General features: G+C 62.3%; 16 protein-coding genes and 1 tRNA gene. 13 read left to right on the forward strand and 4 right to left on the reverse strand.

What is annotated here, in order from left to right; translation table 11 throughout:
- Window positions 1-42: 42 nt before the first annotated feature.
- The 3 genes from ACQKI2_RS04740 (at window position 43) to ACQKI2_RS04750 (ending at window position 4,265) form a co-directional block, all read left to right on the forward strand.
- Window positions 43-999: an acetyl-CoA carboxylase carboxyltransferase subunit alpha gene (locus ACQKI2_RS04740; RefSeq protein ID WP_427378557.1), complete on the forward strand. Its 957-nt coding sequence runs from the start codon at window positions 43-45 to the stop codon at window positions 997-999.
- Between the two features lie 9 nt (window positions 1,000-1,008).
- Window positions 1,009-1,962, forward strand: a complete 954-nt coding sequence (thiL, locus tag ACQKI2_RS04745; protein ID WP_427378558.1) for a thiamine-phosphate kinase — start codon at window positions 1,009-1,011, stop codon at window positions 1,960-1,962.
- 125 nt (window positions 1,963-2,087) lie between these two features.
- On the forward strand, window positions 2,088-4,265 hold the full coding sequence (locus ACQKI2_RS04750) for a sodium-translocating pyrophosphatase (protein ID WP_427378559.1): 2,178 nt from the start codon (window positions 2,088-2,090) through the stop codon (window positions 4,263-4,265).
- Window positions 4,266-4,607: 342 nt separating this feature from the next.
- Here ACQKI2_RS04750 and ACQKI2_RS04755 read toward each other — a convergent pair whose 3' ends face one another.
- Complete coding sequence (locus ACQKI2_RS04755) at window positions 4,608-5,087, reverse strand: outer membrane protein assembly factor BamE (RefSeq protein WP_427378560.1); 480 nt, start codon at window positions 5,085-5,087, stop codon at window positions 4,608-4,610.
- Window positions 5,088-5,160: 73 nt separating this feature from the next.
- Here ACQKI2_RS04755 and ACQKI2_RS04760 point away from each other — a divergent pair, with 73 nt between their 5' ends.
- The 6 genes from ACQKI2_RS04760 to ACQKI2_RS04785 all read left to right on the forward strand — a co-directional run bounded on the left by ACQKI2_RS04760 (window position 5,161) and on the right by ACQKI2_RS04785 (window position 9,111).
- Window positions 5,161-5,709 (forward strand): ubiquinol-cytochrome C chaperone family protein, encoded by a 549-nt coding sequence (locus ACQKI2_RS04760; RefSeq protein ID WP_427378561.1) that lies wholly within the window; start codon window positions 5,161-5,163, stop codon window positions 5,707-5,709.
- A 106-nt stretch (window positions 5,710-5,815) separates the two neighbouring features.
- Window positions 5,816-6,850 (forward strand): phosphate acyltransferase PlsX, encoded by a 1,035-nt coding sequence (gene plsX, locus ACQKI2_RS04765; RefSeq protein ID WP_427378562.1) that lies wholly within the window; start codon window positions 5,816-5,818, stop codon window positions 6,848-6,850.
- 31 nt (window positions 6,851-6,881) lie between these two features.
- Window positions 6,882-7,853, forward strand: a complete 972-nt coding sequence (locus ACQKI2_RS04770; RefSeq protein ID WP_427378563.1) for a beta-ketoacyl-ACP synthase III — start codon at window positions 6,882-6,884, stop codon at window positions 7,851-7,853.
- 96 nt (window positions 7,854-7,949) lie between these two features.
- Window positions 7,950-8,243 carry an integration host factor subunit alpha gene (locus tag ACQKI2_RS04775; protein ID WP_035594445.1) on the forward strand — a complete coding sequence of 98 codons (294 nt, stop codon included), beginning with the start codon at window positions 7,950-7,952 and terminating at the stop codon, window positions 8,241-8,243.
- Window positions 8,244-8,263: 20 nt separating this feature from the next.
- Entirely contained in the window at window positions 8,264-8,740 is a 477-nt protein-coding gene (locus ACQKI2_RS04780) for a MerR family transcriptional regulator (protein WP_427378564.1), read from the forward strand.
- A gap of 155 nt (window positions 8,741-8,895) precedes the next feature.
- The gene (locus tag ACQKI2_RS04785; RefSeq protein WP_427378565.1) at window positions 8,896-9,111 is read left to right on the forward strand and encodes a hypothetical protein; all 216 of its coding nucleotides are present in this window, start codon (window positions 8,896-8,898) and stop codon (window positions 9,109-9,111) included.
- A gap of 219 nt (window positions 9,112-9,330) precedes the next feature.
- Here ACQKI2_RS04785 and ACQKI2_RS04790 read toward each other — a convergent pair.
- Window positions 9,331-9,408, reverse strand: a tRNA-Pro gene (locus ACQKI2_RS04790).
- Between the two features lie 165 nt (window positions 9,409-9,573).
- Between ACQKI2_RS04790 and msrB the strand changes: the two genes are divergently transcribed.
- The 3 genes from msrB to ACQKI2_RS04805 all read left to right on the forward strand — a co-directional run bounded on the left by msrB (window position 9,574) and on the right by ACQKI2_RS04805 (window position 12,749).
- Complete coding sequence (gene msrB / locus ACQKI2_RS04795; protein ID WP_427378566.1) at window positions 9,574-9,978, forward strand: peptide-methionine (R)-S-oxide reductase MsrB; 405 nt, start codon at window positions 9,574-9,576, stop codon at window positions 9,976-9,978.
- A 66-nt stretch (window positions 9,979-10,044) separates the two neighbouring features.
- A complete protein-coding gene (locus ACQKI2_RS04800) occupies window positions 10,045-12,282 on the forward strand; it encodes a S9 family peptidase (RefSeq protein WP_427378567.1) in 2,238 nt (745 codons plus the stop codon).
- A gap of 5 nt (window positions 12,283-12,287) precedes the next feature.
- Window positions 12,288-12,749 (forward strand): hypothetical protein, encoded by a 462-nt coding sequence (locus tag ACQKI2_RS04805; protein ID WP_427378568.1) that lies wholly within the window; start codon window positions 12,288-12,290, stop codon window positions 12,747-12,749.
- 64 nt (window positions 12,750-12,813) lie between these two features.
- Here ACQKI2_RS04805 and ACQKI2_RS04810 read toward each other — a convergent pair whose 3' ends face one another.
- Window positions 12,814-13,269, reverse strand: coding sequence for a MaoC family dehydratase (locus ACQKI2_RS04810; protein WP_427378569.1), 456 nt, complete (start codon window positions 13,267-13,269; stop codon window positions 12,814-12,816).
- 136 nt (window positions 13,270-13,405) lie between these two features.
- Between ACQKI2_RS04810 and ACQKI2_RS04815 the strand changes: the two genes are divergently transcribed.
- Window positions 13,406-13,765: a DUF4870 family protein gene (locus ACQKI2_RS04815; protein WP_427378570.1), complete on the forward strand. Its 360-nt coding sequence runs from the start codon at window positions 13,406-13,408 to the stop codon at window positions 13,763-13,765.
- A 63-nt stretch (window positions 13,766-13,828) separates the two neighbouring features.
- Here ACQKI2_RS04815 and ACQKI2_RS04820 read toward each other — a convergent pair whose 3' ends face one another.
- Window positions 13,829-15,376 (reverse strand): acyl-CoA synthetase, encoded by a 1,548-nt coding sequence (locus tag ACQKI2_RS04820; protein ID WP_427378571.1) that lies wholly within the window; start codon window positions 15,374-15,376, stop codon window positions 13,829-13,831.
- Window positions 15,377-15,525: the final 149 nt, after the last annotated feature.

Below are 15,525 nucleotides of genomic sequence, written 5' to 3' on the forward strand. Positions count from 1 at the left end.
AGCCGCTAGGCGAAGCGGAATGGGGTTGCTAGTTAGGCGGCCATGGCAACCTATCTTGAATTCGAAAAACCGATTGCGGAGCTTGACGCGAAAATCGCGGAGCTGGAGGCGCTGGCCGCCCGCAAGGATGGCCCTTCCATCAGCGATGAGCTGGCGAAGCTGAAGACCAAGTCGGTCAGGCAGCTGAAACAGATCTATTCGGAGCTGAACGCCTGGCGCATCACGCAGGTGGCGCGGCATCCGGACCGGCCGCACCTCTCCGATTTCATCAACACGGTCTTCGAGGATTTCGAGGAACTGGCGGGTGACCGGGTGTATGGCAATGACGAAGCCATCATCGGTGGCATCGCCCGCTTCAAGGGCCGCTCCGTCATGCTGATGGGCCATGAAAAGGGCCGCACCACAGAGAAGCGCCTGAAGCATAATTTCGGCATGGCGCACCCTGAAGGGTACCGGAAGGCGGTGCGCCTCATGGATCTGGCGGAGAAGTTCAATCTGCCGGTGTTGTCGTTCCCGGATACGGCCGGAGCTTATCCCGGCAAGGGCGGGGAAGAGCGCGGCCAGGCCGAGGCGATTGCGCGGGGAACCCAGCGCGGCCTGTCGCTGGGCGTGCCATTTGTGACGCTGATCATTGGCGAGGGCATGTCGGGCGGGGCCATCGGCATCGCGGCGGCAAACCGCGTTCTGATGATGGAATATGCCATCTATTCAGTGATCTCGCCGGAAGGCTGCGCCTCAATCCTCTACCGCGATGCGACCAAGGCGAAGGATGCGGCTGAGGCCATGGGGATCACGGCGCCGGAGCTGCTGAAGCACCGGATCGTCGATGGCATCGTCAAGGAGCCGGTCGGCGGGGCGCACCGTGACCCGCAACGTGCCATGGCGGCTGCAGCAAAGGCGATTGATGCCGCGCTTCAGGAGCTGGAGGGCATGACGCCGGCAGAGCTGAGGGCGCAGCGTCGGGAGCGGTTTTACGCCATCGGCCGCGAGGGCCTGTAAGGGCCGCTGATGGCCGAGAAGGACTGGATCCGCCGTTATTTCGCGCCGCTGGCAAAGGCGCCGGGCGCGGCGGGACTGACTGACGATACTGCTGAACTTTCAAAGAGTTATGGGCCCTTGATCGCCACCGTCGATGCGATGGTGGAGGGGGTGCACTTTTTTGCTGATGACCCGATCGAGACCGTGGCGTGCAAGCTGGTGCGGGTGAATGTGTCGGATATTCTGGGCTCTGGCGCGCGGCCGCGGGAGGCGCTGCTGACCCTGGGATGGCCCCAGGCGGGGCGCGATGCCCGGCAGATCCGGACATTTTCGGACAGTTTGGGAACGGAACTGGACAGATGGGGCATCCTTCTGGCCGGGGGCGACACCGTTATGACACCGGGCGGCCTGTTCCTGTCGCTGACCCTGACGGGCGAGTGCCTGGGACCTGCGCCGGTGCGGCGGGGTGGCGGCAGGCCGGGGGATGAGGTCTGGGTGACCGGTGAGATCGGCGCGGCGCGGCGCGGCTATCTCTGGAAGACGGAAGGGCTGGGTGAAGCGCGCTGGCTAAGCGCGCTGCAAGCCCCCGACCTGCCACCGCTGGAAGCAGGAAATCTCATCGCCAGCCATGCCAGCGCGGCGATGGACGTGTCTGACGGGCTGCTGGGCGATCTGGCGGCCCTGGCGGCGGCGAGCGGGCTGGCGGCGCAAATCGAGCTTGAGCGCGTGCCTTTTGCGGGCGGGGCGACAAGCCTTGTGGAAATGTTGGACCTTGCGTCCTGGGGCGATGACTATCAGCTGCTGTTCACGGCAAGCCCTCAATCCTCTGGTTTCATTGAAAATTCTGGTTTCAAGGTGACCCGGATCGGGCGCTTGTCCGAAGGGGCGGGGCTGACCGCTACGGTCTGTGGAAAAACTGTTAACTTACCGGAAACCCTCGCCTTCGAGCATGGCCGAGTCGGACAGCCTCCCGCTCGCTCCTGACGCGATGCATCTTGCGCGCGCCGGGCGCGGCTGGCAGGCAAGACAGTCTAAGAAGAAAAAGGAAACCGGACCGGGGTATAACCCGGCTGAGTTTCACTCTCGGGGAACGCAAGGAGGAAACCCTAATGACATGGTACGCGCTCGCGCTTGGTGCGGGTATATTATCGGTTCTGTATGGCTGGGTTCAGATCCAGTCGATCATGAAAGCCCCAGCGGGCAACGCCCGGATGCTGGAAATTGCAGCCGCCATTCAGGAAGGCGCCAACGCCTATCTGAAGCGGCAGTATCGCACGATTGGCATTGTTGGTGTCGTGGTGGCGATTGCGCTGGTGGTTCTGCTTACCTGGAAGGCGGCGGTCGGTTTCGTGATCGGCGCGGTGCTTTCGGGCGCGGCTGGCTATATCGGCATGCTGGTTTCGGTGCGCGCGAACGTGCGGACGACGGAAGCTTCGCGGCAGGGCCTGAATGCAGGCTTGAAGATGGCGTTCAAATCCGGCGCGGTGACGGGCATGCTCGTCGTCGGCCTCGCGCTGATCGGCATCGTTGGCTATTACGGCCTGCTGACCGGCCCGATGGGCCTCAGCCTTGGCGATGAGGGCCAGAAGCGAGAGATCATCGACTCGCTGGTGGCGCTCGGTTTCGGCGCTTCGCTCATTTCGATCTTTGCCCGTCTCGGCGGCGGCATCTTCACCAAGGGTGCAGATGTCGGCGGCGACATGGTGGGCAAGGTGGAAGCCGGTATCCCCGAAGACGATCCGCGCAACCCGGCAACCATTGCCGACAACGTGGGCGACAATGTGGGCGACTGCGCCGGCATGGCGGCTGACCTGTTCGAGACCTATGCGGTGACCCTGGTTGCCACGATGGTTCTGGGCGGGATCTATTTCGCGGCCACGCCCTACATCGCCGAGATCATGATGCTGCCCCTCGCCATCGGCGCGGTCTGCATTGTTACGTCCATCATCGGCACCTTCTTTGCCAACCTGTCGAAAGGGTCCACCAATGTCATGGGCGCGCTCTACAAGGCGCTTAACGTGACGGGGGTGCTGTCCATCGGCGGCCTGGCGCTTGCCATCCATACCGTTCTTCCGGGCGGCCTTGGCGGCACGCTGGAGGGCGCCGGCGCGCTGCTCGGCCTTGTTGACCCGGTAACCGGCGAAGCAGCCCAGATCACGGGCTGGAAGCTGTTTGCGTGCGGTGTGGCCGGTCTCTTCGTGACGCTGCTGATCGTGGTTGTCACGGCCTACTATACCGAGACGAAGTACCGCCCGGTGCGCTCCATCGCGAAAGCCTCGGAGTCGGGCCACGGCACCAACGTCATCCAGGGGCTTGCCGTTTCGCTCGAAGCGACCGCGCTGCCGGCGATGATCATCATCGGCGGCATCCTGCTGACCTACAATCTGGCGGGCCTTTACGGCATTGCCATTGCCACCACGACGATGCTGGCGCTGGCTGGCATGATCGTCGCGCTCGACGCATTTGGTCCGGTGACGGACAATGCGGGCGGCATCGCCGAGATGTCGGAGCTGCCTTCGGACGTCCGTACAACGACGGACGCACTGGACGCAGTGGGTAACACGACCAAGGCTGTCACCAAGGGCTATGCGATCGGCTCTGCCGGTCTTGGCGCGCTGGTGCTGTTTGCAGCGTATGCAGAAGATCTGAATTACTTTGCCGCCCGCGCGACAGAGGGGTCTTTCTTCTATGGGGTCAATGTCGATTTCTCGATTGCCAATCCCTATGTCGTGGTCGGCCTGCTGTTCGGCGGTCTTCTGCCATTCCTCTTCGGCGGTATGTCGATGATGGCTGTGGGCCGCGCGGCCCAGTCCGTGGTGGAAGAAGTGCGCCGCCAGTTCCGCGAAATGCCGGGCATCATGAAGGGCGAAGTGAAGCCCGATTATGGCCGCGCCGTGGATATGCTGACCCAGGCCGCGATCAAGGAAATGATCGTGCCGTCGCTGTTGCCGGTGCTCTCGCCGGTCGTGCTGTTTGGTGTGATCCTGCTGATCGGCGGATCGGGCGCGGCGCTGGCCTCTGTGGGTGCCATGCTGCTGGGCGTGATCGTGACGGGCCTGTTTGTTGCCATCTCGATGACCTCGGGCGGCGGCGCATGGGACAACGCCAAGAAGTATATCGAAGACGGCCATCATGGCGGCAAGGGCTCTGAAGCCCACAAGGCCGCCGTGACGGGCGATACGGTGGGTGATCCCTACAAGGATACCGCCGGCCCAGCCGTGAACCCGATGATCAAGATCACGAATATCGTGGCGCTTCTGATGCTGGCGGTTCTTGCCGGACACTGATCTTCAGTGGAAATATCAACGGAAACTCCTGGGGGCAACTCCGGGAGTTTTTCTTTGTGCGGCGCACATATCGGCAAATTCTATGACGGGGCATGACGCTTTCGATTGGGCGTGGCCCCGGCGGCGGCTATTCTTTTTCGATGCAGAAGCGCCGCCCGCCAGAATGCGGCGCCGGGAGGTTCAGCAGGACAAACGAGGCCCCGGTAGGGGCACCGTTGACACGCCAAGCGTCAAGGGATGCCCCGGTGGCCACTGGCGGCCGCCGCTTGCCCCTTCTGAACGAAGAAGGCCGCAGCCGGGGTCCCGGTTGCGGCCTTTGGATTTTCTGGAAGTGCGTCAGCCTCAGCGGCGGCCAGTCGGGTTGTCGGGTGTGCGCTCGTCCGTATTGGGCAGGCGCATGGCGCCGACGGTGCCGAAGATCTGTTCCCAGAAGCCGAGTTCGCGGCCGCGGGTGGGGGTTTCACGCGAGGCGTAGGAGACGATCTGGCCGTCTTCGACATTGTAGCGGACAACTTCATCCACGGCGTCGTCTTCGGTGAAGCGGATGGCGACGATGCTGCGCTCAACGACTTTCGGGCGATAGAAGGCAAACCGCTCCTGGATGTCAGAGTAGTAGAACCAGATGTTGGTGTCGAAGAGGCCCTCTGTGGAGGGGGAGCCAAGCTGGGCCAGAACGGTTGAGCGGGTGTCTTCGCCCGGCTTGATGTCGATCGGCTGGACTTCATCTGCGATATAGCCGTGGAAATCCCGCGCCGGGCTGAGGCAGGCTGTCAGCGGCAGTGCGGCAAGAAGGCCAGCGGCTACAAGGGAAAGACGCGCCATTTATGGCTCCTATAGGCTTTGACCGCAGACCTAGCGACAGGTAACCGGGCTTGGCAAGCATTGGAGTACAGGGGTGATCGCTTTTTCAGGCAGCTGGTTCCGCAGGCCCGGGGCACTCAAAAAGGCTGTGGCCCAGGCGCATGGCCGGCTTGTGCGCGAAGCCCTGATGCCGGTCCACTACGAGACACGCGGCGTGCCCGACACTTTCGAGGGCCGCGCGCAGATGGTGACGGCGATGACGGCGCTGGCTTGTGCCCGGTTTGCCGAGGTGGGCGGGCCGCTGGCGGCGGAGCTGACGGAGCGGCTGAACGCCAGGGTGCTGGACGGATTTGATGCCGCCTTCCGGGAGAAAGGTGTGGGCGACCATTCCATCGCCCGCAAGGTGCGCACGCTGGCGGAAGCCCATTCGGGGCTGGGCCGGGCGCTGGTGGAGGCGTTGCGGGAAGATGATTCGGACGAGGTGCTGGCAGCGGTGTTGCAGCGCAACGGGGTGACGGCGGCGGACACGGCAGGCGCGCTGGCAGCGGCGCTGCGCCGGTATCAGGCGCTGTTTGCGGGCCAGAGCGACACGGAAATCCTCTCCGGCGGGTTCGCCTGTGGCGGGAGTGCGCCGGCGGTCTGAACTACAATCGGGTGTGGCGCACCGCATCTCTCCCGTTGCTTTGAGGGGCGGCGCCACTTAAACCACGCAAAAATACGCACAACGCCGTAACCGCGGTCTTTTCTCCATGCAGCGCAAACTGACGCTCTCGATTGATGCCATGGGCGGTGATGCCGCGCCGGGCGTCACCATTGACGGAACCGCCGAGTTTCTCGCGGAGCGGCCGGATGCGCATGTGCTGCTGCACGGCGATGAGGCGCTGCTGGCGCCGCTGGTGGCGGCCAAGCCGGGCTTGGCGGCGAAGGTGACCATTGTTCACGCCGCCGAGAAGATCACGAGCGACATGAAACCCAGCCAGGCGCTGCGCCGGGGCAAGGGCACGTCGATGTGGAATGCCGTGGAAGCGGTGAAGGAGGGGCGGGCCGATGCGTCAGTCTCTGCGGGCAATACCGGGGCGCTGATGGCGATCTCGATGCTGCAGCTGCGCAAGATGGAGGGCGTCCACCGCCCGGCGATGACCGCGCTGTGGCCGACGCTGCGCGGGCGCACAGTGGTGCTGGATGTGGGCGCCAATGTGGAGGCCGATGCCGAGCAGCTGGTGACCTTTGCGATTATGGGCGAGGCGTTTGCCCGTGCGACGCTGGGCGTTGAGCGGCCATCGGTGGGCCTGCTGAATATCGGTTCGGAAGAGATGAAGGGCCATGAGGAGGTGCGCGAAGCCCATGAGCTGCTGCGCAACTCACCGCTGAAGATGGATTATCGCGGCTTTGTCGAGGGCGATGACATCTCTGCAGGGGCGGTGGATGTCGTGGTGACCGATGGCTTCACGGGCAATGTGGCGCTGAAGACCGGCGAGGGCGTGGCGCGGATGCTGGCGAGCCGGATGCGGGAAGCGTTCACGGCCAATCTCAGCTCGAAGATGGGCGCAGCGCTTGCCATGAACGGGCTGAAGCGTCTGAAGGATTTCATGGATCCCAGCAATGTGAACGGCGGCGTGCTGATCGGGCTTGGCGGGGTTTCGGTGAAAAGCCATGGCGGGGCAGATGCCCGCGGGTTCGCGCGCGCCTGCGTGCTGGCCGCTGACCTGGCATTGAGTGATTACCGGACCGAGATTGCGGCAAACCTTGCCCGCGTCGGAACCGGCGGTCTGGCAGCAGAGTAACGGCGCCGGGCGCCAGACGAGGATACGCAGAATGGGAAAGCGCAGCTTTATCCGTGGCACCGGCAGCTATCTGCCTGAACGTGTTCTGACGAATGACGAACTCTCCACGATGGTCGAGACCACCGATTCGTGGATCCAGGAGCGTACCGGTATCAAGAAGCGCCACATTGCGGCCGATGGTGAGCTGACCTCCGACATTGCCGTGCAGGCGGCGCGCCGGGCGCTGGACGCGGCGGGCATGAAGCCTGAAGAGATCGACCTGATCGTGCTGGCGACGACGACGCCGGACCAGACCTTTCCGGCGACGGCGACGGCGGTGCAGGCGAAGCTGGGCACTGGGCCCGGCGCGGCGTTTGATGTGCAGGCAGTGTGCTCTGGCTTTCTGTTTGCGCTGGCCACGGCAGACTCGCTGATGAAGCAGGGCCTGTTCAACAAGGCGCTGGTGATCGGTGCGGAGACATTTACCCGCATTCTCGACTGGTCTGACCGGGGCACCTGCGTGCTGTTTGGGGATGGCGGCGGCGCGGTGGTGCTGGAAGCGGTGGAGTGGGACGGGGCAGACGATGCCGGCATCATCACCCACCATATCCGCACCGACGGGACGAAATCGGACCTGCTCTACGTTGACGGGGGCGTCAGCTCCACCGGCACCATCGGCCATGTGCGGATGGAGGGGAACAAGGTGTTCAAGCATGCGGTGACCAATATCTCCGCTGCCATTGAGGCCGTTCTGGCGGAAACCGGGCTGACGTCTGACGACATCGATTGGTTCGTGCCCCACCAGGCCAACAAGCGCATCCTCGACGGGGTCGCCAAAAAGATGAGCATTCCGGAGGAGAAGGTGGTCGTCACGGTCACCGAACACGCCAATACGTCGGCAGCGTCTATCCCGCTGGCGCTGGACCATGTTGTGCGTTCGGGCCGCGCAAAACCGGGCGATCTGGTCCTGTCAGAAGCGATGGGCGGCGGTTTCTCCTGGGGCGCCAGCCTCTTCCGGCTTTGATTCGGAAGAAATCTGACACAAATTTAGCTAACGCCTCTGCTAGGAATTCGTTAAGATTGCGGGCTTAGGCTTCATTGAGAGAAACGGGCTGACAGAATGAGCGACCGTACACTTACCCGCGCTGAAGTGACTGATGCCATCGTCCGAGAAGTGGGCGTGACCCGTCAGGAATCCGCTGACCTGCTGGACAGAACGCTGGACCTGATCGGGGCGGCGCTGGAGCAGGAACAGGAAGTGAAGCTGGCGCGGTTCGGCAACTTCGTGGTCCGCTCCAAGGCGGCCCGTGAAGGACGCAACCCGAAAACCGGCGAAGAGGCCCCGATTGCCGCCCGCCGGGTCGTGACGTTCCGTCCCTCGCCGATGCTGAAATCGCAAGTCGGCGGAGACTAGGCAACCAAGGAGGCACCTGCATGACGGCACTTAAAGCCCGGATTGAGAAATCAGCAGATGCCTACAGGTCCATCGGTGAAGCCGCAGCTGAACTCGGCCTGGAAACCCATGTGCTGCGGTACTGGGAAACACGCTTTCCGAAACAGGTGAGCCCCGTGAAGCGGCCCGATGGGCGCCGCCTCTTCCGTCCGCAGGATCTCGACGCGCTGCGGGCGATCCGCATTCTGGTGCATGAGCGGGGCATGACGCTGAAAGGCGCCAAGGCCGTGCTGACCGAGCAGGGCGTAGCCGCTGTTCTGGAAGGCACCGCCGCGATCACGCCGGACATGAGCCCCGCCGCTGGCCACGCCCGCGCGCTTCAGGAAACACTCGCCCGCGCCTATGGCGATGTGCCGGCAACCCCGGAGGCCCGCCGCGAGCGGCTGAACGAAACACTGAACGAGCTGTCGGAGCTGAAGGCGAAGCTCGACGCGCTGCGGGCGCGGCGAGAGGGCTGACGCATTTCGCTTTTAAGACTGGTTGCGCGTTTGCGCTTTTACGTGCTGCGAGCGGGTGCTGAACCAAGCCCGCAAGGCGGTCCACCGTGGGTCAACGCACTCCATGCCATGTTCGATTCGAGCAACAATGCTCGGACGAACAAGGATTGTTCAAAATGAAAGAACTACATCAGCTTCTCGAATGGTCTCAGTATGAGAGAGCTATTAGCTACGGTATTATTGAAGATATAGACGCGGGTGCGGTTCACCGATCTGGTCCGGTAGGCGGACCGCATCATGACGAGACACTAGAATTGGGCGCGCGGGAGTTTTCGGTGGTTCAGTACTTGGATGCACTGATCACCGAGCTTATCCGCCTGTTGCGAAAGTAGAAGTCCAACCAGTACTGCGTTGGGAAAACCCTGACGCGGTACTTTTTGACTTTGCGCCTAAACTTTTGCGCGCGGGGATCGTTTCGGTGAACGGGCTATCCCAAGTAGGTGCTCAAGTTCGCTTTTTAATGAAAGAAGGTCCCGGCTCTGCGGCCGCTGCGCGGCCTTGGCCGGGATGACACGCCGGGGTTTGTGTCTCTGTTTTCCCCGGAAATTTCATGGTCGGAGCGAGAGGATTCGAACCTCCGACCCCTAGTCCCCCAGACTAGTGCGCTAACCGGGCTGCGCCACGCTCCGACCGAGAGGCGCTGTATAGGCAAAGGCCACCGGCGCCGCAACGGGTTATTGCGGGTTAAGAACAGCGGAATTTTGTACCGGCTCGCGAATAGGCTGAGGGCGCGAGGGTGGAAGATCGCTGGTCATGCCTATATTAGGCGGGAAACCGAGACAGGAGAGCGCGCTATGGCGATGCCGAAAATTACCCGCACCGAGCGCGAATGGCGTGAACGGCTGACCGAGCAGGAGTTTGCCGTGGGCTTTGGCGAAGGCACTGAGCGGGCTTTTACCCCCGGCAACTATCAGGACGAGAAGCGCAAGGGCATCTATCACTGCAAGGGGTGCGATACGCCGCTCTGGTCGTCCGAGCACAAGTTTGATTCCGGTACGGGCTGGCCGAGCTTCTGGCGGCCGATTGGCGAGGGCCTGATGGGCACCAAGACCGACTACAAGATCGGCGTGGCGCGCACCGAATGCCATTGCGCCACCTGCGGCATGCATATGGGGCACGTCTTCAATGACGGGCCGCCGCCGACGGGTATGCGCTGGTGCATCAACGGGATCGTGCTGGATTTCAGGCCCGCCGAGTAAGGAAGGGCTGGACAATTGGGGGCAGCTCGCTTCAGATATTTCGAATATCGATAAGCGGAGCCCCCCATGCGCCTTGCTGCAAATCTCGCCGGCCTGGTGGCCGCAACAACCTTTTTAACTGGATGTATGACAGTGAACGAAGAGACGGACACGTCTGCGGCGCTGGTGGCAGACACGCCGGCGGCCTCATGGCCGGCCCCGCCAGTGGCCCCGCGCATTGATCACGAGATCACGCAGCTCGGCCGCACGCGGAACGACCCCTATAACTGGCTGAAGGATGAGAACTGGCAGGAGGTGATGCGCGAGCCGTCGCTGCTGCGCGCCGACATCCGCGATTACCTGCTGGCGGAGAATGCCTTCACCAAGACCGTTCTGGAAGATCCGACGGCGGCGCTGCGCGAGGAGTTGTTTGCCGAGATGCGCGGGCGCATCAAGGAAGACGACAGCTCGGTTCCGGATATTGATGGTCCGTGGGCGTATTATACGCGCTTCCGTGAAGGGGGTGAGTATGCCGTGTTTGCACGCCGGCCGGCGGCGGATGCGTTCAATCCCGAGGCGCCCGAGACGTTGCTGTTGGACGGTGACGCGCTGGGCGATGGGCAGGACTATTTCGCCTTTGGAGACATTGAGGTTTCCCCGGACCATAACTTCATCGCGTATGGCACGGACCTGAAAGGCAGCGAATTCTACGAGATCCGGGTAAAGAATATCGAGACGGGCGAAGATACCGGCGTCTTGATCGAGAACGCTTACGGGCCGATGGAGTGGAGCAAGACCGGCAAGGCGATCTTCTGGGTGGCGCGCGATTCCAATGGGCGCCCGAACGCGGTTTACCAGCGCAGCCTGGAAAGCGGCGAGGACACGCTGATCTATGAGGAGCAGGATCCGGCTTTCTTCGTCAGCATCTCCACGACCGAGAGCGAGGAACTGATCCTTGTCAATGCGTCCGGCCATACGACGTCGGAAATCCACTGGTTCCCTTCTGATGAACTGAACCCGAAGCTGCGCACGGTTGCGCCGCGCGTGACGGATCACGAATATTCCGTGACCCAATGGGATGGTGAGTTCTACATCATCACCAATATGGATGGGGCAGTGGACTACAAGCTGATGAAGGCGCCGCTCAGCGCCATGTCTCCGGCTGAGTGGGAAGAGGTTATCCCGCATCGTCCGGGTACGCTGCTTATGGGTATCACGGCGCAGCAGGATTATCTGACGATCATGGAGCGCGAGAATGGCCTTCCGCGCATCGTGATCCAGGCGCGCGCTGATGGCTCGACCCATTCGATCAGCTTTGACGAAGCCGCTTATGAATTGGGGCTGGAAGGCGGGTATGACTATCAGACGCCGATCCTGCGCTTTGACTATGCCTCACCGGCCACGCCCGACCAGGTGTTCGACTATGATCTGAACACGCGCGAGAAGACCCTGCGCAAGACGCGGGAAGTGCCCTCGGGCCATAACCCCGCCGACTATGTGGTTGAGCGGATCATGGCGCCATCTTGGGATGGGGCGGAGGTGCCGGTCACAATCCTGCGCCACAAGGATACGCCTGTGGATGGCACGGCGCCGCTGCTGCTTTACGGCTACGGCTCCTATGGCATGTCGATGCCAGCAGACTTCCGCACGGGGCGTCTCAGCCTTGTGGACCGCGGCTTTATCTATGCCATCGCCCATATCCGGGGCGGCATGGAGAAGGGCTATCAATGGTATCTGGACGGTAAGCTGGAGAAGAAGACCAATACCTTCAAAGACTTCGTGGCTGCCGGGGAATATCTTGTTGCCCAGGGCTATAGCGCCAAGGGCCGCGTGGTGGCTCATGGCGGGTCGGCCGGCGGTCTGCTGATGGGCGCTGCGGCGAACATGGATCCGGAGCTGTTCGGTGGCATCATTGCGGCTGTTCCGTTCGTGGACGTTCTGAACACAATGTCGGATGAAAGCCTGCCGCTGACCCCGCCGGAGTGGCCGGAATGGGGTAATCCGCTGACGGATGAAGCCGCCTATGACACCATCCTCGCCTACAGCCCCTATGACCAGGTGAACAACAAGCCCTATCCGGCGATGCTGATCACGGGTGGCGTGACCGATCCGCGGGTGACGTATTGGGAGCCGGCGAAATGGGCCGCCAAGCTGCGTCACGAGGCACCGGACGCTGGCCCGTATTTCCTGCGCATCAATATGGATGCCGGGCATGGCGGCGCTTCGGGCCGGTTTGAGGGCCTGAAGGAAGTGGCCACAGAGTATGCCTTTGCTCTGGCGGCTGTCGGCAAGGTAGAGAATCTGAAGATCGCGCGCGAGGACTAGGGCGCTTGCTCTACTGCCTAGATTGCGAGTTCAACGGTTTTGGCGGAGAGCTCATCAGCCTTGCCCTGTCGGGTGAGGCTGGTGAGCTCTACCTCTGCCGTCCGCATGCTGAGCTTGAGACGCTGGGCCTGCACCCATGGGTGGAGGAGCATGTTCTGCCGCTGCTGGATGTGGGCGGGGCGCGGCCGGTGGTGTTACCGCAGGAGGCGTTCGGGCGCGCCATTCAGGCCTTCCTGAAGAACGAAACCGCCCCTTGCGTGATTGCCGACTGGCCGGAAGACCTGACGCATCTGATGCAATGCCTGATCCTGTCGCCGGGACAGATGGTGCGGATACCGGATCTGACGCTGAAGCTGATGCAGGTGTCCGCCTGGCCGAGTGACCTTGAAGGCGCCATTCAGCACAACGCGCTTTGGGACGCGCGGGCGCTGCGGCGTGCGCTGACGCTCAATCGCGGCGAAATCTGAGGGCAAAGAAAAAGGGAGGCGAAACGCCTCCCTTTGTTTGTCTGGCAATCAGACGGGCTGGCCCTTAGCCGTAAAGCACCGTGATCGATTCAGCGATCAGGGCGGGGCGCTCCTGGCCTTCGATCTCGACGGTGGCTTCCATCTTCATCTGCTTGCCGCCCGATTTGGCCTCGACCGACAGGCATTTCTGGCGGAGGCGAACCTTGGAGTTCACGGGCACCATGTTGGTGAAGCGGACTTTATCGGAGCCGTAGTTGATGCCGCGGGTGACGCCTTCCACGCGGAGCACTTCGGCGCCGAGCATCGGGAGCAGCGACAGGGTGAGGAAGCCATGGGCGATGGTGGAGCCCATCATCTGCTTGGCTTTTTCCTCATCCACATGGATCCACTGATGGTCGCCGGTGGCGTCAGCGAAGAGGTTGATCCGGGCCTGGTCGATGACGTGCCAGTCGGACACACCGACTTCCTGTCCAGCCAGGGATTCGAGATCAGCGTAGGCAATTTTGCGCGGATTGGCCATGGGATTCCTCCTTGAATGTATAAGACTTCTTGTGGCGCGGCGCGGGCCAATCTGCAAGGTTAACTGAGCGTCAACCCCAAACAGCCTAATGCGGGCTGCCGCCATGGGCGTGGCAGGGCTGACGAGGGAGGCAGAAATGGCCGAGTCGCCAACGATTTCGATTGAACCCGGTAACCGGGGCAATGCCAACCTTATCTATTTTCTCTACATTGTGGCACCTGTCTTCTTTCAGGTGCTGGCGCTGATCGGCGTGGTGATGGCCTATCTCGGCAAGGGCAAGGGAGACGCTCTGGTAGAGAACCATTATCGCAACCAGATCAACATCTTCTGGAAGATGCTGCTGTATTGCGTGATCTCGGGTCTGCTGACTTTCCTGCTGATCGGGCTCCTGCTCTTCCTGGCGGCGCTGGTCTGGTACATCGTGCGGATCGTGAAGGGCTTGCAGGCGCTTGCCGCCGGCGAGATGGTGGAAAACCCGGATAGCTGGCTGCTGTGACGTAAAAAAAGGGCCGCACGGCTGCGGCCCTTGAATTCTGATTCTGATAAAGCCGCCGCGCGATCAGACGATGCGGCTGTTCTTGTTGCCCCAATAGCGGTCACGGATGAGGCGCTTGTAGAGCTTGCCGGTCGGGTGGCGCGGCAGTTCGGGATCGAAGTCGATGCTCTTGGGGCATTTCAGCTTCGAGAGATTTGCCTGCGCGAAGGCCATCAACTCGGCTGCCAGTTCCTCGGAATGGGCAATGCCCGGCATCGGCTGGACCACGGCCTTCACCGCCTCGCCGAACTCCTCATCCGGCACGCCGATCACCGCCACATCGGCCACTTTCGGGTGGGTGATCAGGACGTTCTCGGTTTCCTGCGGATAGATATTCACGCCGCCGGAAATGATCATGAAGGCCTTACGGTCGGTGAGATACAGGAAGCCGTCTTCATCCAGCTTGCCGACATCGCCGAGGGACGACCAGTCGGGATGCTTGGGGTTAAGCGCGGCTTTGTTCTTTTCCGGATCGTTGTGATAATTCGGCGGCGTGGTGCCGGAGAAGTAGACTTGGCCTTCTTCGCCGATGGGAAGCTCGTTGCCTTCCTCGTCGCAGATGTGAACCTTGCCGTGGATGGCGCGGCCGACCGTGCCTTTGTGGGTCAGCCAGTCAGGGCTTTTCACATAGGTCATGCCGTTGCCTTCAGAGCCGGCATAGTATTCGTCGATGACCGGGCCCCACCAGGCAATCATCTGTTCCTTGACCGGAACCGGGCAGGGCGCAGCGGCGTGGATGGCGAAGGTCATGCTGGAGACGTCATATTTCTTGCGGACGTCTTCGGGCAGTTTCAGCATCTTCACGAACATGGTCGGCACGACCTGGGTGTGCGTGACTTTGTATTTCTCGACCGCTTTCAGGAAGTCTTCCGGATCGAATTTCTCCATCACGATGACGGTCGAGCCGATGCGCGTGAAGGTCATGCACCAGCGCAGCGGCGCAGCGTGATAAAGCGGGGCGGGCGAGAGATAGACGGAGTCCGGACTGGCGCCGGACATCGCGCGGGCGATCTGGACGAGGATGTTGTCGGCATCGATCGGCAGGTTCCGCTCCAGCGGCGGGCGGATGCCTTTCGGGCGGCCGGTGGTGCCCGAGGAGTAGAGCATGTCGGTGCCTGCCATCTCGTCGGCAACCGGTGTCTTGGGGAAGGAGGCGGCGTGGGCCTCCAGAGCGGTGAAGCCGGCAACTTCGCCGTCAATGGACCAGAGGTCTTTCAAGCCAGCGGCCTTGGCGGCCTCCAGGGCAACGCTCGCCTTGTTGGCGCCCGCGATGAGCAGCTTGGAGCCGGAGTCTTCGATGATGTATTTCACTTCCGGCGCGGTGAGCCGCGAGGAGATGCAGACATAGTAAAGACCGGCCCGCTGGGCGCCCCAGCAGATTTCGAAATAGCGCGGCGAGTTTTCCGCAAAGATGGCGATGGTGTCGCCGGGCTGGCAGCCTGCCGCGCGCAGGGCGTGGGCGATCTGGTTGGAGCGCTCGTCCAGTTGGCGGAACGTGATGGTTTCGCCCGATCCGGCCATGATGATGGCGGGTTTATCGGGATGGGTCCGCGCGTGATGACAGGGGTGCATGACGTATCTCCTCCGGGTGTGAAGCCTGTGCGCAGAGGCGCCCGCTTCGTCTCGCGGCGGACTTTAACGGCCCTTAAGGGACTGTCCACGACTGACCTAACGAGAGGGCCTGCGATTCCAGTGCCTTACCGGCGGGAGGGACATGCCCG

Source organism: Hyphomonas sp. NPDC076881, from assembly GCF_050269995.1.
Taxonomy (GTDB): Bacteria; Pseudomonadota; Alphaproteobacteria; order Caulobacterales; family Hyphomonadaceae; genus Hyphomonas.